General features: G+C 65.1%; 16 protein-coding genes. 10 read left to right on the top strand and 6 right to left on the bottom strand.

The features are described from left to right. Nucleotides 1-74: 74 nt before the first annotated feature. Complete coding sequence (locus tag Q352_RS0104100) at nt 75-2,435, bottom strand: PAS domain-containing sensor histidine kinase (RefSeq protein WP_051528667.1); 2,361 nt, start codon at nt 2,433-2,435, stop codon at nt 75-77. A gap of 284 nt (nt 2,436-2,719) precedes the next feature. Here Q352_RS0104100 and Q352_RS0104095 point away from each other — a divergent pair, with 284 nt between their 5' ends. The 5 genes from Q352_RS0104095 to Q352_RS0104075 all read left to right on the top strand — a co-directional run bounded on the left by Q352_RS0104095 (nt 2,720) and on the right by Q352_RS0104075 (nt 8,672). Further along, complete coding sequence (locus Q352_RS0104095; protein ID WP_028498248.1) at nt 2,720-3,724, top strand: TRAP transporter substrate-binding protein; 1,005 nt, start codon at nt 2,720-2,722, stop codon at nt 3,722-3,724. Nucleotides 3,725-3,835: 111 nt separating this feature from the next. Next, a complete protein-coding gene (locus Q352_RS0104090; RefSeq protein WP_028498247.1) occupies nt 3,836-4,495 on the top strand; it encodes a TRAP transporter small permease in 660 nt (219 codons plus the stop codon). Further along, complete coding sequence (locus Q352_RS0104085) at nt 4,492-5,778, top strand: TRAP transporter large permease (RefSeq protein WP_028498246.1); 1,287 nt, start codon at nt 4,492-4,494, stop codon at nt 5,776-5,778. The genes Q352_RS0104090 and Q352_RS0104085 overlap by 4 nt, the downstream gene beginning before the upstream one ends. Before the next feature lie 273 nt (nt 5,779-6,051). Next, nucleotides 6,052-8,328 carry an NADP-dependent malic enzyme gene (locus tag Q352_RS0104080; protein WP_028498245.1) on the top strand — a complete coding sequence of 759 codons (2,277 nt, stop codon included), beginning with the start codon at nt 6,052-6,054 and terminating at the stop codon, nt 8,326-8,328. An 89-nt stretch (nt 8,329-8,417) separates the two neighbouring features. Further along, on the top strand, nt 8,418-8,672 hold the full coding sequence (locus Q352_RS0104075) for a PhaM family polyhydroxyalkanoate granule multifunctional regulatory protein (protein WP_028498244.1): 255 nt from the start codon (nt 8,418-8,420) through the stop codon (nt 8,670-8,672). A gap of 3 nt (nt 8,673-8,675) precedes the next feature. Here the strand turns inward: Q352_RS0104075 and Q352_RS0104070 are convergent, their stop codons facing one another. After that, nucleotides 8,676-10,121, bottom strand: coding sequence for an aminotransferase-like domain-containing protein (locus Q352_RS0104070; protein ID WP_028498243.1), 1,446 nt, complete (start codon nt 10,119-10,121; stop codon nt 8,676-8,678). Nucleotides 10,122-10,259: 138 nt separating this feature from the next. Here Q352_RS0104070 and Q352_RS0104065 point away from each other — a divergent pair, with 138 nt between their 5' ends. Beyond that, complete coding sequence (locus Q352_RS0104065) at nt 10,260-10,865, top strand: LysE family translocator (RefSeq protein ID WP_028498242.1); 606 nt, start codon at nt 10,260-10,262, stop codon at nt 10,863-10,865. On the opposite strand, the gene Q352_RS0104060 is transcribed toward Q352_RS0104065, so the two are convergent. Then, complete coding sequence (locus tag Q352_RS0104060) at nt 10,862-11,656, bottom strand: alpha/beta fold hydrolase (RefSeq protein WP_028498241.1); 795 nt, start codon at nt 11,654-11,656, stop codon at nt 10,862-10,864. The two genes, Q352_RS0104065 and Q352_RS0104060, sit on opposite strands and share 4 nt — an antisense overlap. Before the next feature lie 177 nt (nt 11,657-11,833). Between Q352_RS0104060 and Q352_RS19710 the strand changes: the two genes are divergently transcribed. The 3 genes from Q352_RS19710 to hrpA all read left to right on the top strand — a co-directional run bounded on the left by Q352_RS19710 (nt 11,834) and on the right by hrpA (nt 18,688). Then, complete coding sequence (locus tag Q352_RS19710) at nt 11,834-14,110, top strand: ATP-binding protein (protein WP_051528666.1); 2,277 nt, start codon at nt 11,834-11,836, stop codon at nt 14,108-14,110. Beyond that, nucleotides 14,079-14,747: a response regulator transcription factor gene (locus Q352_RS0104050; RefSeq protein WP_028498240.1), complete on the top strand. Its 669-nt coding sequence runs from the start codon at nt 14,079-14,081 to the stop codon at nt 14,745-14,747. The genes Q352_RS19710 and Q352_RS0104050 overlap by 32 nt, the downstream gene beginning before the upstream one ends. A gap of 65 nt (nt 14,748-14,812) precedes the next feature. After that, entirely contained in the window at nt 14,813-18,688 is a 3,876-nt protein-coding gene (gene hrpA / locus Q352_RS0104045; protein ID WP_028498239.1) for an ATP-dependent RNA helicase HrpA, read from the top strand. Nucleotides 18,689-19,042: 354 nt separating this feature from the next. Here the strand turns inward: hrpA and recJ are convergent, their stop codons facing one another. From recJ to Q352_RS0104025, 3 genes are read right to left on the bottom strand one after another with little or no spacing between them, the layout of a single operon-like run. Beyond that, entirely contained in the window at nt 19,043-20,734 is a 1,692-nt protein-coding gene (recJ, locus tag Q352_RS0104035) for a single-stranded-DNA-specific exonuclease RecJ (protein ID WP_028498237.1), read from the bottom strand. Between the two features lie 58 nt (nt 20,735-20,792). After that, the gene (locus Q352_RS0104030) at nt 20,793-21,806 is read right to left on the bottom strand and encodes a hypothetical protein (protein ID WP_028498236.1); all 1,014 of its coding nucleotides are present in this window, start codon (nt 21,804-21,806) and stop codon (nt 20,793-20,795) included. After that, on the bottom strand, nt 21,803-22,210 hold the full coding sequence (locus tag Q352_RS0104025; RefSeq protein ID WP_028498235.1) for a hypothetical protein: 408 nt from the start codon (nt 22,208-22,210) through the stop codon (nt 21,803-21,805). The genes Q352_RS0104030 and Q352_RS0104025 overlap by 4 nt, the downstream gene beginning before the upstream one ends. A 292-nt stretch (nt 22,211-22,502) precedes the next feature. Between Q352_RS0104025 and Q352_RS0104020 the strand changes: the two genes are divergently transcribed. Beyond that, complete coding sequence (locus tag Q352_RS0104020) at nt 22,503-23,837, top strand: M23 family metallopeptidase (RefSeq protein ID WP_028498234.1); 1,335 nt, start codon at nt 22,503-22,505, stop codon at nt 23,835-23,837. Nucleotides 23,838-23,848 lie beyond the last annotated feature (11 nt).

Here is a 23,848-nt window from a genome sequence, read left to right as displayed (position 1 = left end):
TTGCGAGGGGCTTTTGGGGATCACCGGTTTCTCTTGTCTATCCCACTCCCGAGGCTTTCCCGCCACGCCCCGCCTCAAACCACCCCAGCCGTTTCCAGCCTTACCGGCAGGCGGAAGCGGAAGCGACAGCCGCCGCCCGGGGCCGGCTCCAGTTCGAACTCGCCGCGGTGGTACTCGATCACCGAACGGCAGATGTTCAGGCCGATGCCCATGCCCTCGGCCTTGGTGGTAAAGAACGGCATGAACAGCTGCTCGGCCAGTTCCGGCGCGATACCCGGGCCGTTGTCGGTCACCTCGACCTCGACCATGCTGCCGGCCTCGCGGGTGCAGATCGACAGCATCGGCTTGGCGATGCCGGCATCGCGCATCGCCTCGACCGCGTTGTTGACCAGGTTCAGCAGCACCTGCTCGATCAGCACCCGGTCGACGTCGGCGGCCCGGCATTCGGACAGCGAGGCCTCCAGCCGCACGCCCTGCACGCGCATCACCGGCCCGGCCAGCGTCAGCACCGACTCGACCACGGCATTGATGTCCACTGGCGCCAGCTGTGGTGCCCGTTTTTTCACAAAGCCGCGAATGCCGTGAACGATCTGGCCGGCGCGGCGCGCCTGCTCGGCGATTTTCTCCAGCGGCGCACGCAACTGCTCGCGGTCGAAACCGGGCAGGTCCATCTTCTTCAGGCAGCCGGTCGAATAGGTGGCAATCACCGCCAGCGGCTGGTTGATCTCGTGCGCCAGCGTGGACGCCATCTCGCCCATGGTGACCAGCCGCGCGGTACTCTGCAGCTTCTCGGCGTGCTGGCGTTCGCGTTCGGCCAGCCGCTTGGATTCAGTGATGTCGGCATAAATGCCGAGCCATGCCGCCTCGCCATCAACCCATTCGATGCGTCGACGGTGAATCTGGTACACGCGCGGCGACCCCGGGAAAGTCAGCTCGCAATCGATCACGTCCTCGTCGTTGCGCGTGTCGCGCGGCCACGGCAGTACCACGCAGAACGGGGCATCCTGCTCGGCCCGAACCATGTTTTCCTCGAAGGCGCGGTTGGAGAACAGCAGTTGCCGGTCGACGCAGCGGCTGACGCACACCGGCGCATCCAGCCCGTTGAGCACCGTCGCCAGCCGTTCCTGCGCCGCGGCCACCGCCATCCGCTTGCGCTTGTGTTCGGTGATGTCATAGAAGCTCGCCAGCCAGCCGGTCTGCCGGCCGCCCTCGTCCACCAGTGGCGTCAGGTACAGCCGCACGTCGAAACGTCCGCCATTGCGCCGCTCGAACAGCAGCTCGAAGCCCAGGCTGGGGATGCGGTCCTCGGCGATGCGGGTCAGCATCTCGTCCAGGTCAGCCTGGCGGTCGGCCGGCCAGAAGGAATACGGCGGCGCCTGGCCGACCAGCATCTCGGCCGGCACGCCAAGCATGTCGCACAGCGCGCGGTTGACGCGGGTGATGCGGCCACTGAGGTCGATCGCGATCAGGCCGTTTTTCATCGAGTTTTCGATCGCGCTGCGCAGCGCCATTTCGCGCCGCAGCGCACGCTCGACCCGGTTGCGGGTCTTGATGTCGAGGCGGATCTTCCACAGGCTGGCAACCAGCAGCGCCATCAGCAGCAGGGACACGCCGCCAAGCACCGGCATCGCCATCCCGACGCCGACCCGGTAGGCGGTCGCCTTCAGCCGCAACCCGTGCCCGGGCGGGGTGAATTCGATTTCATGGCTCAGCGCGCCGGGCCGCTCGGCCAGCTGGAATTTGGTCGCCAGCACCTCGCCACCGAGGTCGACCACACTGATCTGGTATTTCTGCCCGATCCACCACGGCACCTGGTGGTACAGCAACTGGCTGAGGCTGAAGGTCAGCCGGATGCCGCCGGCAAACTGCTTGCCGATATAGATCGGCGCCACCAGGTCGACCAGCGGTTCATGATCGGCCAGCCGGTACACATCGCTGTAGCTTGGTTCGGTCAGCCGGCGTGCCACGTCCAGCGTGTCGAGCAGCGAGTAGCGCCCGCCCTTGTCGCCGCCCTGCTGCGGGACATCGACAAAGCGGCCGATATGCCAGCGCACATGACCGTCGGTATCCAGCCGCTCGATGCGGGCGATTTCGGGGTTTTCCCGGATCAGCAGTTTCGCCGCGGCGGAAAAATGGCTTTCCGTCATGTCGCGCTTGGCAATCTCGCTGCCGATCATGCCGCTCCACTCTTCCAGCGAGTCGAAGCGCAGGCGGAATGCCTGTTCCAGCCACAGGATGTCCTGGATCAGCGTGTCGCGACGCTCGTCTTCCCAGTCGCGCCAGACCGCCGCGCCCAGCAGGCCGAGCACCAGCAGCAGCACGCTCAGCGCCGCCGTCGGCAACCAGACCACGCCGCGCGAATCGGCCAGCGAGAACGTCGGGCGCCAGCGGCGCGGTTTGTTCTTTTCAGGCTGCTGATTGCTTGCATGGGGCATGGCGAGTCCATCCGGCCGGTGGCGACAGGCTGATCCGGCGTCGCCGGAGACAGGGGGCAACGGGACGGCGTTTCAGTGATCGGGGCGGCAATTGTAGCGCGCCCGGCCGCGGCGGGCAGGGCGGCAGCGACCAGCCCGGAAGCATAATTATTATTCCATTAGGGCATTCCCTAATAGCCATCCGGTCTTGTGCACACTATGTTCCGCCCAGTGTCCGACAAAAGGACACTCGCATGACACACAACAACAACACCCTGATAGTTCTACAAATTATGGAGACAGGAATGAAACTCAAACTAGCCGCCCTGACCGTCGCGCTCGGCCTCGGTCTGTCGCAAGCCGCCGTCGCCGCCGGCGAAATCGTCATCAAGTTCAGCCACGTCGTGGCCGTGAACACCCCGAAGGGCAAGGCTGCCGAGTACTTCAAGAAGCTGGCCGAAGAACGCACCAAGGGCAAGGTCAAGGTCCAGGTCTACCCGAACAGCCAGCTGTACAAGGACAAGGAAGAGCTCGAGGCGCTGCAACTGGGCGCGGTGCAGATGCTGGCCCCGTCGCTGGCCAAGTTCGGCCCGCTGGGCGCCAAGGAGTTCGAGGTGTTCGACCTGCCGTACATCTTTGACGACTACAACGACCTGCACAAAGTGACCCAGGGCCCGATCGGCAAGCAGCTGCTGGCCAAGCTGGAACCCAAGGGCATCAAGGGCCTGGCATTCTGGGACAACGGCTTCAAGAGCTTCTCGTCCAACCGCCCGATGAAGACGCCGGCCGACATGAAGGGCCTGAAGCTGCGCATCCAGTCGTCCAAGGTGCTGGAAGAAGAAGTCCGCGCCCTCGGCGCCATGCCGCAGGTGATGGCGTTCTCCGAGGTGTACCAGGCGCTGCAGACCGGCGTGGTCGACGGCACCGAGAACCCGATCTCGAATTTCTACACCCAGAAGATGCACGAAGTGCAGAAGAACCTGACCCTGACCAACCACGGCTACCTCGGCTATGCGGTGATCGTGAACAAGAAGTTCTGGGACGGCCTGCCGGGCGACGTGCGCACCACGCTGGAAGGCGCGATGCGTGATGCCACCACCTACGCGAACCAGATCGCCGAGAAGGAAAACAACGACGACCTGGCGCGGGTCAAGGCCAGCGGCAAGACCCAGGTCTACACGCCGACGCCGGCCGAACGTGCCGCGTTCAAGAAGGCGCTGGTGCCGGTGCATCAGAAGATGTCCGACCGCATCGGTCCGGACCTGATCAAGGCGATCTACAAGGACACCGGCTTCAACCCGGCGCAGTAAGCCCCCTGCCCCGGCGCCCCGACACGAACGGCGGACGGTTTTCCGTCCCGCCGCGGGCGCCGGCGTCCTCCGATACCCGCTCTTCGCAGTGATCTGCGACCGGATACCGTCATGCTCAAATTTCTCGACCACCTTGAGGAATGGCTGATCGCCTTTCTCATGGGGGCCGCAACCCTGCTCATTTTCGTCGCGGTGGTACACCGCTACGGCATGGGTATCGATGCGTTGCAGCCCTATCTCACCCACATTCATCTCAGCTGGGCGCAGGAACTCTGCATCTACATGTTCGTGTGGATGGCCAAGTTCGGTGCCGCCTATGGCGTGCGTACCGGCATCCACGTCGGCGTCGATGTGCTGATCAACAAGCTGTCCACGCCGAACCGCAACAAATTCGTGATCTTCGGCCTGATGGCCGGTGCGCTGTTCACCGCCACCGTCGGCACGCTGGGCGCGGACTTTGTCTGGGAAATCGGCCACACCGAACAGACCTCGGCCGACCTGGAACTGCCGATGTGGATCGTCTATCTGGCCATCCCGGTCGGTTCCTACCTGATGTGCTTCCGCTTCCTGCAGGTGGCGTGGAACTTCATCCGCACCGGCGAGCTGCCGCACCATGACCACAGCCATGTCGAAGGCATGGACGACGAAGACGAAGTCAGCATCGGCGAAGCGATCCAGATCGCCGAAGAACGCGAACACGGCCATGCCGGCCTGTCCGACGAGGCGTGGGACAAGCAGCGTCGTGACGACGACAAGGAGAACAAATCGTGAGCGCGCTGATTATCTTCACCTTGCTGATCGTGCTGATGCTGACCGGCATGCCGATCTCGATTTCGCTCGGTCTGACCGTACTGACCTTCCTGTTCACCATGACCGACGTGCCGATCACGTCGGTGGCGCTGAAGCTGTTCACCGGCATCGAGAAGTTCGAAATCATGGCGATTCCGTTCTTCATCCTCGCCGGCAACTTCCTGACCCACGGCGGTGTGGCACGGCGGATGATCCGCTTCGCCACCAGCATGGTCGGCCACTGGCATGGCGGTCTGGGCCTGGCCGGCGTGCTGGCCTGCGCCCTGTTCGCCGCCGTGTCCGGCTCGTCGCCGGCAACCGTGGTCGCCATCGGCTCCATCCTGCTGCCGGCGATGATCAAGCAGGGCTTCCCGCCGCGCTTCGGTGCCGGTGTCATCACCACCTCGGGCGCGCTCGGCATCCTGATTCCGCCGTCCATCGTCATGGTGATGTATTCGGTCGCCACCAACACCTCGGTCGGACAACTGTTCATGGCCGGCGTGATCCCGGGCCTGCTGCTGGCCACGCTGCTCGGCGTGACCACCTGGTGGCGTGCCCGCAAGTTCGGCTATCCGCGCCTGGCCAAGGCGTCGGCATCGCAGCGGCTGCACGCGCTGCGCGAGTCGATCTGGGGTCTGCTGCTGATCGTGGTGGTCATCGGCGGCATCTATACCGGCATCTTCACGCCGACCGAGGCCGCGGCCATGAGTGCGGTGTACGCGTTCTTCGTCGCGGTGTTCGTGTACAAGGACATGAAGCTGAGCCAGGTGCCGAAAGTGCTGCTCGACTCGGCCAACATGTCGGCGATGCTGCTATACATCATCACCAATGCCGTGCTGTTCTCGTTCCTGATGACCAGCGAGCAGATTCCGCAGAACATGGCGGAATGGATGCTGAACCAGGGCATGGGACCGATCGCCTTCCTGCTGGTGGTGAACGTGCTGCTGCTGCTGGCGGGCAACGTGATGGAACCGTCGTCGATCGTGCTGATCATGGCGCCGATCCTGTTCCCGATGGCCATGCACCTCGGCATCGATCCGGTCCACTTCGGCATCCTGATCGTGGTCAACATGGAAGTCGGCATGTGCCACCCGCCAGTGGGGCTGAACCTCTACGTGGCGAGCGGCATCACCAAGATGGGCATCACCGAGCTGACCAAGGCGGTCTGGCCATGGCTGCTGACCATGCTCGGCTTCCTGGTGCTGATCACCTATGTGCCGGCCATCTCGCTGTGGCTGCCGAGAACGCTGGGCATGATGTCGTGATCCTGCGCTGCCCGTCCCCGCCACGGCGGGGCTGACGCACAGTCCGGCGCGCGGGCGGTCATTTTTCTGGCCGCCCGCGTGCGTTATCTTTCATGCATTTTCAATATCTGACATTTGACGTTTTTCTGGCCATCCGGTGACCGAAATCAAAATCGGTCATACCAATGGCTTGTCACGCCGCTGAATGGCTATAATGGTCGGCTCGCGGCGAACTTGTCAGACAACAATACCACCGTGTTCACAACCGAAAAGCCTCAACCAGGAGTGTCTTTCATGGACGAGCAACTGCGCCAGAGCGCCCTCGACTATCACCGTTTCCCCACTGGCGGCAAGATCCAGGTCTCGCCGACCAAGCCGCTCGCCACTCAGCGTGACCTTGCGCTCGCCTATTCCCCCGGGGTCGCCGCCGCTTGCGACGCCATCGTGGAAAACCCGGCTGAAGCCAACACCCTGACCGCGCGTGGCAACCTCGTCGCCGTGATCTCCAACGGCACGGCCGTGCTGGGCCTGGGCAATATCGGCGCACTCGCCGGCAAGCCGGTCATGGAAGGCAAGGGCGTCCTGTTCAAGAAGTTCGCCGGCATCGACGTGTTCGACATCGAAGTCGACGAGCACGATCCGGACAAGCTGGTCGACATCATCACCTCGCTGGAACCGACCTTCGGCGGCATCAACCTTGAAGACATCAAGGCGCCGGAGTGCTTCTACATCGAGAAGAAGTGTCGCGAGAAGATGAACATTCCGGTGTTCCACGACGACCAGCACGGTACCGCGATCATCACCACTGCTGCCGTGCTCAACGGCCTGCGCGTGGTCGGCAAGGACATCGGCTCGGTACGCCTGGTGGTGTCCGGCGCCGGTGCCGCCGCCATTGCCTGCCTCGACCTGCTGGTGGCCCTCGGCCTGCAGCCGAAGAACATCATCGCCTGCGACTCGAAGGGCGTGATCTTCAAGGGTCGTGACGAGAAGCTCGATCCGTCCAAGGCCCGCTTCGCCATCGACGACAACGGCATGCGCAAGCTGGCCGACGCGATGGTCGATGCCGACATCTTCCTCGGCCTGTCCGGCCCGAGACTGGTGTCGCCGGAAATGGTCAAGACCATGGCCGCGCATCCGCTGATCCTGGCCCTGGCCAACCCGGAACCGGAAATCCTGCCGCCGCTGGCGAAGGAAGCCCGCCCGGACGCCATCATCTGCACCGGCCGTTCGGACTTCCCGAACCAGGTCAACAACGTACTCTGCTTCCCGTTCATCTTCCGCGGCGCGCTCGACGTCGGCGCGACGACGATCAACGAGGAAATGAAGCTCGCCTGCGTGCGTGCCATTGCCGATCTGGCCATGGCCGAGCAGAACGACGTGGTCGCCAGCGCCTACGAAAACCAGGAACTGAGCTTCGGCCCGGAATACCTGATTCCGAAGCCGTTCGACCCGCGCCTGATCATCAAGATCGCGCCGGCCGTCGCCCAGGCCGCCATGGATTCCGGTGTCGCCACCCGTCCGATCGAGGACATGGATGCGTACATCGAGAAGCTGACCCAGTTCGTCTACAAGACGAACCTGTTCATGAAGCCGGTGTTCGCCGCGGCCAAGAAGGACAAGAAGCGCGTCGTGCTGTGCGAGGGTGAAGACGAACGCATCCTGCACGCCACCCAGGAAATCGTGTCGACCGGCCTCGCCTTCCCGATCCTGATCGGCCGGCCGTCGGTGGTCGAACAGCGCATCGAGAAGCTGGGCCTGAAGCTGCGCCCGGGCATCGACTTCGAGCTGGTCAACAACGAAAACGATCCGCGCTTCAAGGAATACTGGAGCGAGTACTACGAGATCATGAAGCGCCAGGGCGTGTCGCACGAGCTGGCCCGTCGCGAAGTGTCGCGCAAGACCACGCTGATCGGCGCGCTGATGGTTCGCCGCGGCGAAGCCGACGCGATGGTGTGCGGTACCTTCGGCACCTACCCGATGCACCTCGAGCTGATCCGTCAGGTGATCCCGATGGCCGATGACTGCCCGACGCTGGGCGCGATGAACGCGCTGCTGCTGCCGACCGGCAACATCTTCGTCACCGACACCTACGTGAACCCGGCCCCGAGCGCGGAGCAGATCGCCGACATCACCCGCATGGCCACCCAGGCAATGCACCGCTTCGGCATCGCACCGAAGGTGGCCCTGCTGTCGCATTCGAGCTTCGGCAGCGGCACCCTGTGCTCGGCCCAGACCATGCGCGACGCGCTGGACCTGATCCGCGAACGCCAGCCGGACCTGGAAGTCGACGGCGAAATGCAGGGTGATGCCGCTCTGGTCGAGCACATCCGTGCCCAGGCCATGCCGGACAGCCCGCTGAAGGGCAGCGCCAACCTGCTGGTGATGCCGAACGTCGAGTCCGCCAACATCAGCTACAACCTGCTGCGCGTGTCGGCTTCCGACGGCGTGACCATCGGCCCGATCCTGATGGGTCTGTCGAAGTCGGTCCACATCGTGACGCCGATCTCGTCGGTCCGCCGCATCCTGAACATGGTGGCCATCGCCGCCGTCGGGGCGATCGAACAGGCGTAATCCTCGCCGGCCGGCACCAGGGCTATACTGAACGGGCAACCCCTTGCGGGTTGCCCGTTTTTCTTTGGTTCAAACTGCCTGGAGCCGTCATGAGCGCCGATTTCAATCCGTCCGATCCGTTTGCCTTCCTGCGCCAGTTCTGGCCGCAGGGCGGCAGCCCGATGCAGCCGTTCATGCCCCCGCTGAGCGAGGAGGAAATCGAACGCAAGATCGGTGAACTGCGCGTGATCGAAAACTGGCTGACCATGAGCATGGGCATGCTGTCGATGCAGATCAAGGCGCTGGAAATGCAGAAGGCGGCAATGGCGGCGCTGAAGCCCAGGGACGACGCCCCGCCGCGCTGACGCTCAGCCCAGTTGCTGCTTTGCCAGCTCGCCAACCCGCGCCAGCGCGGCGCTGTAGCGGGCGTCGAGCGGATAGCAGCACGACAGCCGCATCGCATTCGCGTAGCGGCCGGACGGCGAGTACATCGTGCCCGGCATGACGCTGATGCGTTCGGCCAGCGCCGCGTGGCACAGCGCCACGGTATCCACCTGCTCCGGCAGCGCCACCCACACCAGAAAACCGCCGCTCGGCGACGTGGCCCGCGTGCCGGCCGGGAAGAATTCGCCGACCATGCCACGCAGCCGCTCGACCTGATCGGCGTAGCGCCGGCGCAGATTGCGCAGGTGATGGTCGTAGCCGCCGGACTCCAGAAACAGTCCGATCGTTTCCGCCAGCACGGCCGGTTCCGCGACCGACGAGCTGAACTTGAGCCGGCGGATGTCGGCAGCGAAACGCCCGCCCTCGACCCAGCCCACCCGGAAATCCGGCGCCAGCGTCTTGGTATAGCTGGCGCAGACAATGATCCAGCCATTGCGGTCGAACGCCTTGGCCGCCGGGGCCAGCGCCGGCGCGAACTGCAGCTCGGCATACAGCGCATCCTCGATCAGCGGCACCCGGTAGTCGTTGACCAGCCGCGCCAGCCGCTGCTTGGCCGCCAGCGACATGCTGAAGCCGAGCGGGTTGTGCACGTTCGGCATGGCCACCACCGCATCCAGCCGCTTTTCCGACAGCAGCAGCTCCAGCACATCCAGTGACATGCCGTGTTGCGGATCGGTTGGAATCTCCACCGCCTTCAGTCCGAGACTGGCCAGCAACGGCAGCAGATTGAAATAGGTGGGCGACTCCAGCCCGACCGTCCCGCCCGGCCGGGTCACGGCGCGCAACGCCAGTTGCAGTCCTTCCATGCAGCCATGCGTCAGCACGATATCGTCCGGAGCCAGCGTCATGCCGAGGTCGAGCCCGCGCCGGGCAATCTGCTGCCGCAGGCGTTCCGACCCCGGCGGCATCGAATAGGTGCTGATCAGTTCCGGCTGCCGGCGCAGCAGGCCGGACAGGATGCGGGCGAGCTTGCCGCCCGGGTAGAAATCGCCGCCGCGCGGACAGGCCAGCGCCAGATCGATAAAGTCCGGCCGCTGCTGCGCGCCCAGTACCGCCCCGATCAGGTCGAGCACGTCGCCCGAGGTGGCCCGGGCCGGTTCGGCCACCGGCGAGCCGAGCGCGCCACGCGGCGACGGCAGCCGGGCACGCACGTAGTAGCCGGACTGCGGACGCGCCTCGACCAGCCCGCGATCCTCCAGCGTGCGGTAGGCAGCCACCACCGTGTTCAGGCTCAACTGCCGGCTTTGCGACGCCTGTCGCACCGATGGCAGACGGCTGCCCGGCGCCAGCGTCCCGCGCAGGATGGCATCGCCGAGTTCGTCGGCAACGCGCAGGTAGTACGGCAGGTCGGGGGTGGCGGTCGTATTCATGGTGACAATCCGGTGGCAAAACACGGGTTACAGTTGAAAACAAATGCAATTGGCACCAATACAATACGTTATTACTGGATCTGTAACCATCCGGCGGGGCCTTTTACCATGGTGTCCATCTACCAAAGGATCCCTGCCATGCTGGATTTCGCCCTGTTGAGCTATGTCGCGGTGATGTCGATCACCCCCGGCCCGAACAACCTGATGCTGGCCACCTCGGGAGTCAATTTCGGCTTCCAGCGTACCCTGCCGCACGTCTTCGGCGTCAGCATCGGCCATGCGGTGCAGGTCACGCTGACCGCCACGCTGCTGGTCTTCATCCTGGCCGGCATGGATTCGGTCCGCCTGCCGCTGGCGGTCGCCGGCTGTGTCTACCTGCTGTGGCTGTCATGGCAGATCCTGCGCGCCGGCAGCCCGGAAGCGCGCGACAGCGCCCGGCCGATGAGCCTGTTCGGCGCCGCCCTGTTCCAGTGGGTGAACCCGAAAGCCTGGATCATGGTGCTGAACGCCGCCATCCTGTTCATGCCGCGCGACGGCCACGACCCGGCGACGGCACTGTGGCTGGGCCTGGTCTGCGCGGCGATCAACCTGCCGTGCATCGCGGTATGGGCGCTGGCCGGCGACCGGATGCGCCACTGGCTGTCCAGCCCGGCCGCCCTGCGCGTGTTCAATACGGTAATGGCGACGCTGATGGCGGCAACGGCACTGTGGCTGCTGGTGGACGAGTTGCCGGCACTGGCCTAACCGGGCTGGCGGGACATGGCCGCCAGCACGCGCAGAATCTCCTCGGCGGTTCCCTGCGGCAGCTCCAGCGGAAACAGGTGACTGCCGGGCACCGGTTCGACGCGCATGCCGAACCGGCGCTCGACGAAGCGCAGATCGGCCGGGCCGATGACATCGGATGCGGCACCGGCCAGATACACCGCCGGCATGGCCAGCGGACGGGCGATGCGCGGGAAAATATGCGGCAGCGTGCAGTACACCTTGTGTTCGACCTCCGGGCGGAAGGTCAGCCGGACACCGTCGCCACTCGGTTCGCTGCCGAAGCGGACATAGTCGTCCAGCACCTCGGGGTCGAAGCGGGCGAACAGCGGCTTTCTGGCGAAGTGGGCATGCATTGCCTCGACGCTGTCGAACTGGTCGCGCCGCCCCAGCGCGATATGGGCCGGCGTGACCCGCTCGATCCGGCCCAGCCGCTTGGCCAGCCACAGTCCGCGCGAGCGCCAGCCCGACAGGATGGGCGAATCGAGGATCACCACGCCCGCGAACAACTCAGGCCGCTTCAGCGCAGCCAGCACGGTCAGGGCGCCGCCCAGCGAGTGACCCACGCCATAGACCGGCCGCCCCAGGCGTTCGACCGACTGGATCAGTTCGTCGGTCAGATGCGGCCAGTTGTCACTGACCGGAAAGCGCGGGTCGTGGCCGATGCGCTCGATACAGGCGATATCGTACTGGTGGCCCAGCGTCTCCAGCAGCTTGCGGTAGCAGCCGGCCGGGTAGCTGTTGGCATGGGCAAAATGGATCAGTTCACGCATGAATTCAAACAATCGTTCAATTATTGTCTGACAGTCTAGCACCCGGAATCCGGGGTCCGGCATGCCGGACCCGAAAAAACGGTCGCGCCGGTCCGGACAAACGGAATTAACCATTGAGCCGCTCTCCGGCTTTTGTCATGATCCGCGTGTCTTGGTCCTGTCGGAAGCCGTACCTGCATGGGCCCCCTGAAAAAGAACCTGCCACGCGACAGACCCGAACGTCCCCGTCTCGGCGAAGCCTTGCGGACACTGCCCACGCGCTACTGGCTGCTGGCCGGCGCAGTCTGGCTGGTCATGGAACTGGTGACCGGCATCGGCTGGTACAAGCTCGAACACCAGCGCCTGCAGCGCAAGTTCGTCCAGGACACGGAAGAGCTGTACCTGCAGCTGTCGCAACGCTTCGACCGCAACGAAGGCGTGCTCAATGGCCTGTCGGCGCTGTTCGGCACCTTCGACCGGCTGTCGTTCGAACAGGTCCGGCGCTTTTCCGCCGCCATGCTGCGGCTGAATCCGCACCTGTACACCATCGAGCTGCTGCGCCGGGTCGACGGCAAGGAACGGGCGCGCTTCGAGGCCGACATGAGCGCCGAAATCGGCCGGCCGTTCCATATCCGCGACTTTGCCGGCAAGCGGCCGTCACCACTGCGTGACGCACCGCCACGCGACCTGTACTACCCGATCACCCTGATTGAGCCGGACATCATTGCCGCCCGCCCGATCATCGGACTGGATGCCTATCACGACAGCGCGCTGCGCGATTCGATCACGGCCGCCCTGACCTCCGGCGTGATGGTGCCGTCACAGGGCTTCACCCAGATAGAAGGCGGCCGCAGCTACGCGTTCAGCAAGATCATCGAGACCCACGGCATCCCGCATTACTCGTCCAGCGGATCGGACAGCCTGCTGATGCTGCTGGTCAACACCGAGCGGCTGCTGGCCACGCTCGGCCTCGACCGCAACCAGGACCACATTGCGCTGTGGCATCACCAGCTGCCGAAAAGCCACCCCGGCGCCCTGCTGTACGACAACGGACGCCTGGCGCCGCCGGGACCGATGATTTCGCTGTTCACGCTGAAGTACAGCCGCAATCTGTCCAGCCGCCACCAGCCGTTCGAGCTGACCGTCAGCCGCACCATCACCCCGGTGCAGCTGAACATGCTGCCGTTCGCGCTGCTGACGCTGACCAATCTGACTGCCGTATTCCTTGGCGTGCTGTTTCTGCTGCAGCGTGCCGAGCACCGCCGCGTCGCCCGCCAGGCCACCGCCGAGCTGTTCAAGAGCCGCGAGCGGGCCAGCGTCACGCTGCAGGCGATCAACGATGGCGTGATCACCTTCGGCATCGACCGGCGCATCGAATATGTGAACCCGATGGCCTCGGCGCTGAGCGGGGTGATCGAGGCCGAGGCGGTCGGTCGCCTGGTCGATGACGTGGTGCGGCTGCGCTACGACTTTGCCCAGGCCATTCCGGCCAATCCGTTCACCCTCAGCCTGTCGACCGGCCATGCCATCGATCTGGCCGACAACAGCCTGATGATCAAGGCCAATGGCGAGGAATTGCTGCTGGAAGGCAATGTGTCGCCGCTGTTCGATCCGGCCGGCAATGTCACCGGCGCCGTGTTCGCCTTCCGCAATATGGGCCCGGTCCGCCTGCGCGCCCGCGCCGCGCTGGAAGAAAGCCAGCGCCGCCTGCGCGAACACGAAACCCATCTGGCCCATGTTGCCCGGCTGCATACCATGGGAGAAATGGCGAGCGGCATCGCCCATGAAATCAACCAGCCACTGACGGCCATCGTCAACTACAATCAAGCGGCACTGCGATTGCTGGCGGACGAGGAACCGGAGTTCGACACCATCCGCCATGCGATCCGCGCGACGGCCAACCAGGCACAGCGTGCCGGGGAAATCATCAAGCGGCTGCGGGCCTTTGTTTCGCGCCAGTCCACCCAGCGGGCAACACTGGACCTGAACCGCCTGATCAGCGACGTGCTGGCGCTGGCCGATTTCGACCTGCGCAGCGCGGCCGTCACCATCGATACCGACCTGACCGAGCCGCTGCCGCTGGTCGAGGCCGATTCGATCCAGATGGAGCAAGTCGTGCTGAACCTGCTGCGCAACGCACTGGACGCGATCAAGCCAATCGAGCCCTGGGGACGAATTTTCATCCGAACCCGAGCCAGCGCAAAGCATGTGCAACTGGAAGTCGGCGACAATGGCACCGGGCTCAACACGGAAACGCTGGAAAGCCTGTTCCATCCGTTCTTTACCACCAAATCGTCGGGGATGGGCCTGGGCCTGACCATCTGCCAGTCCATCGTCGAATCGTTCGAAGGTTCCATCAGGGCCAGCAACCGCAGCGCCGGTGGCGCCCTGTTCACCATTGAAATCCCGGTCGCCAGCCGACCATCAGCCGATTCCAGCCCGAATGCTCAGTCCAGCCTCCCCTACTCCACGTGATCCGACCATCCACGTCGTCGACGACGACCCCGCCGTCCTCGACTCGGTCACCCTGCTGTTGCGTTCCCACGGCCTGCAGGCCGTGCCGTATGCATCGGCGCGCCAGTTCCTCGATGCCTACCAGCCCGGCCAGATCGGCTGCCTGGTACTCGACCTGCGCATGCCCGGCATGGGCGGGCTGGAACTCCAGCAGGCACTGAACGAGGAAGGCATCGACGTGCCGGTGGTGTTTCTGACCGGTCATGGCGATGTCCAGCAATGCAGTCGCGCGTTCAAGGCCGGCGCCATCGACTTTCTGACCAAGCCGATCGACGAGCTGGCCCTGGTCAATGCCGTGCGGCGCGGCATCCAGAGCAGCATCGACCGCCACGTCAAGCTGACCCAGACCCGCGAAATCGAGGAGCAGCTGACCCGGCTGACCCGGCGCGAACTGGAAATCCTGCGCTATATCGTCGATGGCCGCTCCAGCCGCGAGATCGCGCTGATTCTCGACCTGTCGCCGCGCACGGTGGAGGCGCACCGCGCCAACGTCTACAGCAAACTCGAAGTGCTGACCCTGGCCGATCTGGTGCGGCTGTACCTGATGGCGCTGTCCGACCAGCGACTGGCCGAACGACTGGCCAGCGGCCCGGCTTGAGCCGGACCGTGCCGGACCGCGGCCGGCGCGTATAATGGCCCGTTTTGCCCCTGACTTTGCCGCCGATGTCCCGCGAACTGCTCGACCCGATCGACCGACTGATAGCCGATTGCACCGCCCGCGACCGCCAGGCGCTGACCCGTCGTCGCCGTGAACTCGCCGACCGGCTGAAGGCCGGCAAGCCCGCCGAACGCCTGGCCGCGCAGCTGCAGGCCGAGGCCGGACGCTCGGCCGCCCGCGTCGCCGAACGCCGTGCCCGGCTGCCGGAACCCGAGTTCGACCCGATCCTGCCGGTCAACCAGAAGAAGGACACGCTGCTTGCCGCCATCGACAAGCACCAGGTGGTCATCGTCTGCGGCGAAACCGGCTCCGGCAAGACCACGCAGATTCCCAAGCTGTGCCTGGCACTCGGCCGCGGCACGCGCGGGCTGATCGGCCATACCCAGCCACGGCGCCTGGCCGCACGCGCCGTTGCCAGCCGCATCGCCGACGAACTTCACTCCAGCATCGGCGAGCTGGTCGGCTTCAAGGTCCGCTTCACCGACCGCACCTCGGACGCCAGCTTCATCAAGCTGATGACCGACGGCATCCTGCTGGCCGAAACCCAGACCGACCGCTTCCTGTCCGCCTATGACACCATCATCATCGACGAAGCGCACGAGCGCTCGCTGAACATCGACTTCCTGCTCGGTTTCCTCAAGCAGTTGCTGCCGCGTCGCCCGGACCTGAAAGTGATCATCACCTCGGCCACCATCGACGCCGACCGCTTCAGCCGCCATTTCAATGGCGCCCCGGTCATCGAGGTGTCCGGCCGCACCTATCCGGTCGAGATCCGCTACCGGCCGCTGACCCAGCGCGACGAGGAAGATCGCGAACGCGAGATGGAGGACGCCATCGTCGACGCCGTCGACGAGATCGCCCGCCTCGGCGCCGGCGACATTCTGGTGTTCCTGCCCGGCGAGCGCGAAATCCGCGATACCGCCGAGGCGCTGCGCAAGGCGCGCATCACTACCCGCTACGACGTGCTGCCGCTGTTCGCCCGCCTCAGCAACGAAGAACAGAACCGCATTTTCAAGCCCGGCGGTGGCCGTCGCATCGTGCTGGCCACCAATGTGGCGGAAACCTCGCTGACCGTGCCCGGCATCAAGTACGTGATCGACACCGGTCTGGCGCGGGTCAAGCGCTATACCCCGCGCGCCAAGGTCGAACAGCTGCTGGTCGAAAAAATCTCGCAGGCCGCGGCCCGCCAGCGCGCCGGTCGCTGCGGCCGGGTAGAGGCCGGGGTGGCGGTGCGGCTGTACGACGAGGACGACTTCAACGCCCGCCCGGCATTCACCGACCCGGAAATCATCCGCTCGAACCTGGCGGCAGTCATTCTGCGCATGGCCGCGCTGCGACTCGGCGCGGTGGCCGACTTCCCGTTCCTGGAACCGCCGTCGTCGCGACTGATCGCCGATGGTTACGACATGCTGCACGAGCTGGGGGCGGTGACCGAACAGGGCGAGCTGACCCCGCTGGGCAAGGAACTGGCACGCATCCCGGTCGACCCGAAGATCGGCCGCATGCTGCTGGCTGCGCGCGACTTCCACTGCCTGCGCGAAATGCTGATCCTGGTCAGCGCGCTGTCGATCCAGGACCCGCGCGAGCGGCCGTTCGACGCCCGCGACGCCGCCGAGCGCGCGCAGGCCCGCTTTGCCGACGACAAGTCCGATTTCCAGAGCTATCTGGCGCTGTGGGACTTCTTCGACGACGCCCTGAAACACAAGAAATCGAACAAGCAGCTGGTACAGCTGTGCCATGACCACTTCCTGTCGCATCTGCGCATGCGCGAATGGCGCGAGCTGCACGGCCAGCTGTCGCAGATCGCCGGCGATCTCGACCTGCGCGCCAACGATACCCCGGCCACCTTCGAGCAGTTGCACAAGGCGCTGCTGACCGGCCTGCTCGGCAATATCGGCATGAAATCCATGGACGGCGACGATTACCTCGGCGCCCGTGGCATCCACTTTCACATTTTCCCCGGTTCCGGCCTGCGCAAGGCCAGGCCGAAATGGCTGATCGCCGGCGAACTGACCGAAACCAGCCGCCTGTATGCGCGCTCGGTCGCCGTGATCCAGCCGGAATGGGTCGAATCACTGGCCCTGCACCTGGTCAAGCGCCACTACTTCGAGCCGCACTGGGAAAAAACCCGCGGCGAAGTGGTCGCCAGCGAACGCGTGACCCTGTACGGCCTCAATATCGTGCCGCGCCGCATGGTCAGCTATGGCCGCATCGACCCGGCCGAAGCCCGGCAGATCTTTATCCGCGAAGCACTGGCCAATGGCCAGTTGAACAGCAATGCGCCGTTCTTCCGCCACAACCAGCGCCTGATCCGCGAGGTCGAGCAACTGGAGCACAAGGCGCGCCGCCAGGATGTGCTGGTCGACGAGGACACGCTGGTCGCGTTCTACGACGAACGGCTGCCGGCCGAACTGTGCGACACGCGCAGCTTCGATGCCTGGCGCGAAAGTGCCGAGCGCGACGACCCGCAGGTTCTGTTCCTGACCCGCGAATACCTGATGCAGCACGCGGCGGAGAACATTACCGAAGAACAGTTTCCGCCGACGCTGGACAGCGACGACGGCCCGCTGAAGCTCAAGTACCGCTTCGAGCCCAACCACCCGCTCGACGGCGTGACCGTCGACGTGCCGCTGGCGGTGCTGAACCGGCTGCCCGGCGCACGGCTGGAATGGCTGGTGCCGGGCATGATCCGCGAAAAACTCACGCTGCTGATCAAGTCACTGCCGAAGCAGAGCCGCCGTGCCTGCGTGCCGGTGCCGGACTTCGTCACCCGCTTCCTTGCTTCTCAGCCGGATCAGGACGCCCCGATCCTGCCGCAACTGGCGGCCTTTGTCCGCAAGGCGACCGGCCTGACACTGGAAGCGACCGACTTCGATCCGTCCGCGCTGCCGACGTACTGCCAGATGAATATCCGCGTGCTCGACGACGGTCGTCAGGAGCTGGGGCTGGGCCGCGATCTGCTGGCGCTGCAGAAGCAGTTCGGCGCGGCAGCGCAACTGACCTTCCGTGACTCGTCGGCCGAGTTCGAGCGCGACGACGTCCAGGCCTGGGATGTCGGCGATCTGCCGGAAAGCATCAAGTTCGCCCGAGGTCGCCAGCAACTGGAAGGCTTCCCGGCGCTGTGCTGCGAGGACGAGCGCATTGCCCTGCGCCTGTTCGACACCGCGCAGGCCGCCGAGAGCGCCCATCGGCGCGGCGTGATCTGCCTGCTGCAGCGTGAGCTGAAAGAGCACATGAAGCAGATGCAGAAGGGACTGCCCGGCTTCACCCAGATTGCCCTGCAACTGCGTGGCGTCGCCAATGCCGATGCGCTGCTGGATGATGCGATCCAGTGCATCTGTGACCGCGCCTTTATCGGCGAGGATGCGCTGCCGCGCAGCAAGAAGGCCTTCGACGAGCAGAAGAAGCGCGCCCGCACCCGGCTGCCGGCCGTGACCCAGGCGGTCACGCAGATGCTGAATGCCATTGCCGCCGAGTATCCAAAGACGGTACAGATGGCCGAACGGCACAAGCTCGGTCCGAAACTGGCCATCGAGCTGCGGGAACTGGTCTACCCGGGTTTCCTGCTGGCGACACCGTGGTCGCAACTGCCGCAGCTGCCGCGCTATCTGAAGGCCAAGCAGTTGCGCATGGAGAAGTATGCCGCCAACAGCCAGCGCGACGGCCAGCGCGGCGCGGAAGTCACCGGCCTGTGGAACCGCTGGGCCGACAAGGTCGCCGAGCTCGATGCGCGCGACGGCGCGCCGGAGCGGCTGCGCGACTACCGCTGGCAGATCGAGGAGCTGCGCGTGTCGCTGTTCGCCCAGGAGCTGAAAACGCCGTACCCGGTATCGGTCAAGCGGCTGGAGAAAAGCTGGCAGGAACTGAAACTCGGCAGCTGACACAGAAATGGCATGGCTTGCGCCATGCCATTTTTTCATGCGACTAACGGATTTCATCAAATGAAAACCGTAATCCATTGCTGGATGATCAGCCCTGTTACATGAAGGTTAAGAAGGGAAGTAAAAAATCCCAGCTGTTCAACCGTGCCACCACGAATTAACCCAAACATCCCACGGGTCCATTTTGACCTCCCGGCCTGAAAGATTAAGAAAACCCTGATCAGGGCTTTAATCATCAGCAACGACGGGCTTGAAGTCAATCCGCAACACAGTCAGATAATTCTGATTTATTAAACAGAATTATCCAGACCTGCATCTGCAATACTGTCCTGCATTGCAGACCATTTCCGATTTTCAGGCTGCCTGCCAGTAATCCACAAACAACTGCAATACCTGTTCTCCGCGCCATTCATTCGCATTGAGCTGGAATACCGCCTCGATCCGTTCCGGCAGCCAGTCACACTGGTTGAACAGCATGGCCTCGAACTCGGCGCCATCCTTGCCCAGCGTCAGCTTCAGGTGTTTTTCGCCGACAATGCGCTGGCCAAGCACGCGGAAGTGATCGCGGAAACTCGGCGCCGGAAAACCCTGGCCCCAGGCGGTCGACGCCAGCTGCAGCGCCGTTTCCAGCCGCATGTCGCAGGCGGCGATGGCGCCGTCGGTTTCAATGCGCCGGGTCAGCATGCTGGCGTCCAGCCACTCGCGTGCCACTTGCTCGAAAGCGGTGACGAAGCGGGAAAAATCGGCCTCGTCCAGCGTCACCCCGGCCGCCATGGCATGGCCGCCGAATTTTTTCAGCACCCCCGGTTCCCGCTTGCTGACCAGATCCAGCGCATCGCGCAGGTGGAAGCCGGGAATCGAACGGCCCGAGCCCTTGATCTCGCCGCTGTCACCGGGTGCGAACACCAGTGCCGGACGATGGAAACGCTCCTTCAGCCTGGAGGCGACAATGCCGACCACGCCCTGGTGCCAGTCGTCACGGTACAGCGAGATGGTGTAGTGCTCGGCCGGATCGACTTCGGCCAGTTTGGCCAGTGCCTCGTCCTGCATGCCGTGTTCGATCTGCCGCCGCTCCTTGTTCAGCCGGTCGAGCTCGCGCGCCAGTCGCAGTGCCTGTTCTTCATCGTCGCTGAGCAGGCATTCGATGCCGAGCCGCATGTCGTCGAGCCGGCCGGCCGCGTTCAGCCGCGGCCCGAGCATGAAGCCAAGGTCGAAGCTGGATGCCTTGTGGATCGGCCGGCCACTGGCCGTGAACAGTGCACGGATGCCGGGTGAGGCGCGTCCGGCGCGCATGCGCTTGAGCCCCTGCTCGACCAGAATGCGGTTGTTGTCATCCAGTCGCACCACGTCCGCCACCGTGCCGAGCGCCACCAGGTCCAGCAGCGGCGCCAGATTGGGCTGCCCGGCCGGATCGCCCCAGACTCCCCGCTCGCGCATCTCGGCACGCAGCGCCATCAGCACGTAGAACATCACGCCGCAACCGGCCAGGTTGCGCGACGGGAACGGACAGCCGGGCTGGTTCGGGTTGACGATCAGCGCATCCGGCAGTGTGTCGCCGGGCAGGTGATGGTCGGTCACCAGCACTTCAATGCCGCGCGCCCGTGCCGCATCGACCCCGGCCACGCTGGCGATGCCGTTGTCGACGGTGATGATCAGGTCCGGCTCGCGCGTCGCCGCCAGGTCGACGATTTCCGGCGTCAGCCCGTAACCGTATTCGAAGCGGTTGGGCACAATGAACTCGACCACCCCGCCCAGCAGGCGCAGGCCCTTGACCGCGATCGCACAGGCGGTGGCCCCGTCGGCGTCGTAGTCGGCCACGATCAGCATGCGCTGCCGCCTGGCGATGGCATCGGCCAGCCGGGCGGCCATGCGGGTGGCGTTCTTCAGTTGCCGGAACGGCAGCAGCCGGGTCAGGGTGTAGTCGAGCTGGATGGCGTCGTCGACACCGCGTGACGCATACAGCCGCGCCATCAGCGGGGACAGGCCCTGCCCGGCCAGGTGGCTGGCCAGTTGTTCGGGTACGGGACGGGTAACGATCAGGGACATAGGCTTTGCAGGCGCGCCACGCCGCCACGGAAGCGGACGGCGATGGCTCGCGGAAGAATTACAACAATCGGGCCAGCGTACGCGGCCGTTTCCAGCATTGCCAGCGCGCGGCCGGCGTCAGTGTAGCGCTGAAACCGCGCGGACCCGGCACCAGGATGCGCAGATGACCGGGCCGGCCGGCCCGCAGCGCGGCAGCCAGCGGCACGAACCAGTCGCGCTCCAGTGCCTGCAGCGCCTCACGCCAGCCCCAGGCATCGCGATACTGCGCCGCGCCCTCCAGCCGGTCGATCAGCACCAGCGTATCGCCGTCCATCGCTCCGGCCGGCAGTCCGGCAAAGGCAAAGGGCGCCGTACCGCTTTCGACTCCGGACAGCGAAGCCAGTCCGCGCAGCAGCGGCGCATCCGCCAGCACCTGCCGGTAGCGGGAGGTCGGCGTGACCGACGGCCAGTCGCCCTCGCCCCAGAACCAGACGCTGTTGATGACCGGCTCACCGGCGCTTTCGCGTTCGGCATTGACCGGCTCGGCAAACAGCAGCATCTGCACTTCGTTCAGCCAGCGGTGCCACTGCATCGCTTCGGCGCCACGCGGCAGGTGACGGTCGATATTGTCACCGATCACCGACTCCAGCCGGGTGAAGCTGGCGCCAAACGGCGATGGCCGCTCGACATACCAGCGATCCGGCGCCGGAGCATGAAAGACCAGCCCGTCCCCGACGAAGAAACGGTTCAGTGCCGCGACCAGTGCATCGGCCTCGCGCTGTTCGATATGCATGATCCCGCTGTCGGCCAGCACCAGTGCATCGCGTTCCGGCCGCAGGAACACCGGATCGGCCCGCAGCCAGTGCCCCTGCCGGGTGTCGAGACCGTCAGCCAGGCCGCCGATCCGCGCCACCGGTGCCTGTTCGAGCCCGAACAGGCCGGCGGCCACCTCCTCGAATGCCGTTGTCGCGTGCGGCGACAGCGTCGCCCGCGACAGCAGCCAGCCCAGTGCCGGCAGGTCGAGGTCGCGGGTGACGTCGCTGACATTGTCGGCCGGCCACGCCAGCCCGGGCAGCAGCAGGTCCAGCGTCATTGCTGCCCGTACGGCTGGCCGTTGTTCATGCTCGGATTCGGCGCAATGGCGCTGAAGTGGAACACGATGCCGAACACCACCAGCGGACCGGCGGTACGCTGCCAGCGCATGACGTAGCGCGGAATGCCGCCGCCCTTTTCAGGCGGAATGCGCTCGATTTCCGGCGCCGCCAGCGGCGGATGGCCGGCAGCCGGCGGCGGCGGGGCGAAGCGCTTCTCCAGCGCCGGCACCGTATCGCCGGCCACGACCGCCTGCTCGAACTGCTGCCGCATGACACCTGCTTCGTCATAGAACGGTTTTACGTAGGTGAAATAGGTCCAGCCGATGCCGAACAGCACCACCCAACCGGATGCGGTGACAAACAGGGCGACCAGTTTGCCGAGAAAAAGCAGGAGTTCTTTCATGGGATCCATCGACGCCGCAGACCGCGCGGCACAAGGGTTGATCCCCGCCACACGGGGTGCGGAGCGGGGTGGAGGGCAGGCCATTCTGGCCGCCGGCATATCGACAAGCACTTGATTTATGTAATTTTCATTGCAAAAATCCGGTTCACCATGCCTGCGATTTCTTATAGAATCGTGCGCTGTTTCGACCCCTACTCGACGGGTCCCGGCAAGCAGGGAGCGGCCGGGGCTCCCGGTCACCGAACCTTGGGCGCGTGCGGAGAGGCATGCAACCAAGCTAAAGACCAGCACAATGGATTATCGCAAACTGCTCAGATTCCCGCAAAACCACGAATACAACTTCCATCTGGCGCATGCCGGCTGGCTCGCCGTTGCGGCCATGCCGCTGCTGCTCGGCGTCGCCACCGCATTCGCCGTGGCGCCGGGCAATGCCAGCCTCGACGTGCAGGTGGAAACCGTTACCCAGTCGCTGGCCCTGCCGCGCTTCGAGATGCCGGCGTCCAGCGGCACGCGCTACTGGCGCGCCGACACCATCTCGCGCGGCGATACACTGTCCGGCGTCATGCAGCGCATGGGCGTCAGTGCCAGCGAAGCCATGGGGTTCATCAAGCAAAGCCGCGTCGGCCAGGGCCTGCTGCGCCTGCCGGCAGGCGAAACGCTGCATATCCAGACCGATGACGCCGGCGAGCTGTTTGCCGTCCGTTATCTGAAGGATGACCAGAACGGCGAAAAGAACCTCATCAACATCCGCAAGACCGCATCGGGCGAATGGGCGGTCAATGCCGATGCCATCGAGGCGGTGGCCATCGACACGCCGTCGTCGGTCCGCGTGCTGAAGTCGTTTGCCAGTTCGGCGGCCAGCAGTGGCTTGCCGAAGGATGTCCGCGCCCAGCTCGATGAAATTTTCTCCGACCAGATCGACCTCGACTCGCTGCAGCGCGGCGACGAAGTCAACCTGGTCTACCAGACCCTGTACTACGACGGCGAAACCATCGGCGCCGGCCGCGTGCTGGCCGCCGAGGTCAAGCGCGGCAACCGTACCTGGCATGCGTACTACGCGGCACACGACGACGAGTCGGGCAGCTATTACGACAGCAACGGCCAGCCGCTGCAGAAGGGCTTCGATGCCCGCCCGGTCGACAATGCACGCGTCAGTTCCGGCTTCGGCTACCGGCGCCACCCGGTGCTCGGCGGTCTGCGCCTGCACCAGGGCATCGACTACGCCGCGCCGTCCGGTACCCCGATCCGCGCGGCAGCCGACGGGACGGTCGCCAACGCCGGCACCGAATCGGGCTACGGCAATGTGGTGCGCCTGCGCCACAACAACCGCTATGAAACCGTCTATGCGCACATGAGCCGGTTCGGCAACTACCGCAGTGGCCAGACGGTAAAGGCCGGCGACATCATCGGCTATGTCGGCTCGACCGGGCGGTCGACCGGCGCCCACCTGCACTTCGAGGTCCGGGTTGGCGGCACGCCGGTCGATCCGACGGTGAATGCCGTGCCGGCGCCCCGTCTGACCGCCAGCGCGCTCAGTGCATTCCGCAAGGCCAATGTCGCGCTGAACCAGCAGATCGACGTCGTCGCCAGCGCGCCGAACACCATCACGCTGGCGCGGCTGGACTGACTCCGGCGGCC

It is taken from the genome of Microvirgula aerodenitrificans DSM 15089, assembly GCF_000620105.1.
Classification (GTDB): domain Bacteria; phylum Pseudomonadota; class Gammaproteobacteria; order Burkholderiales; family Aquaspirillaceae; genus Microvirgula; species Microvirgula aerodenitrificans.
The sequence above is the reverse complement of the archived record's forward strand: the minus strand, read 5'-3'. Positions and strand labels throughout refer to the sequence as shown.

Coding starts and splice junctions, on each gene's coding strand:
- Q352_RS0104060 (WP_028498241.1), bottom strand. CDS start 11,656: ATGCGTGAACTGATCCATTTTGCCCATGCCAACAGCTACCCGGCCGGC.
- Q352_RS0104070 (WP_028498243.1), bottom strand. CDS start 10,121: ATGAATACGACCGCCACCCCCGACCTGCCGTACTACCTGCGCGTTGCC.
- Q352_RS0104090 (WP_028498247.1), top strand. CDS start 3,836: ATGCTCAAATTTCTCGACCACCTTGAGGAATGGCTGATCGCCTTTCTC.
- Q352_RS0104080 (WP_028498245.1), top strand. CDS start 6,052: ATGGACGAGCAACTGCGCCAGAGCGCCCTCGACTATCACCGTTTCCCC.
- Q352_RS0104075 (WP_028498244.1), top strand. CDS start 8,418: ATGAGCGCCGATTTCAATCCGTCCGATCCGTTTGCCTTCCTGCGCCAG.
- Q352_RS0104065 (WP_028498242.1), top strand. CDS start 10,260: ATGCTGGATTTCGCCCTGTTGAGCTATGTCGCGGTGATGTCGATCACC.
- hrpA (WP_028498239.1), top strand. CDS start 14,813: ATGTCCCGCGAACTGCTCGACCCGATCGACCGACTGATAGCCGATTGC.
- Q352_RS0104095 (WP_028498248.1), top strand. CDS start 2,720: ATGAAACTCAAACTAGCCGCCCTGACCGTCGCGCTCGGCCTCGGTCTG.
- Q352_RS0104100 (WP_051528667.1), bottom strand. CDS start 2,435: ATGCCCCATGCAAGCAATCAGCAGCCTGAAAAGAACAAACCGCGCCGC.
- Q352_RS0104025 (WP_028498235.1), bottom strand. CDS start 22,210: ATGAAAGAACTCCTGCTTTTTCTCGGCAAACTGGTCGCCCTGTTTGTC.
- Q352_RS19710 (WP_051528666.1), top strand. CDS start 11,834: ATGGGCCCCCTGAAAAAGAACCTGCCACGCGACAGACCCGAACGTCCC.
- Q352_RS0104050 (WP_028498240.1), top strand. CDS start 14,079: ATGCTCAGTCCAGCCTCCCCTACTCCACGTGATCCGACCATCCACGTC.
- Q352_RS0104030 (WP_028498236.1), bottom strand. CDS start 21,806: ATGACGCTGGACCTGCTGCTGCCCGGGCTGGCGTGGCCGGCCGACAAT.
- recJ (WP_028498237.1), bottom strand. CDS start 20,734: ATGTCCCTGATCGTTACCCGTCCCGTACCCGAACAACTGGCCAGCCAC.
- Q352_RS0104020 (WP_028498234.1), top strand. CDS start 22,503: ATGGATTATCGCAAACTGCTCAGATTCCCGCAAAACCACGAATACAAC.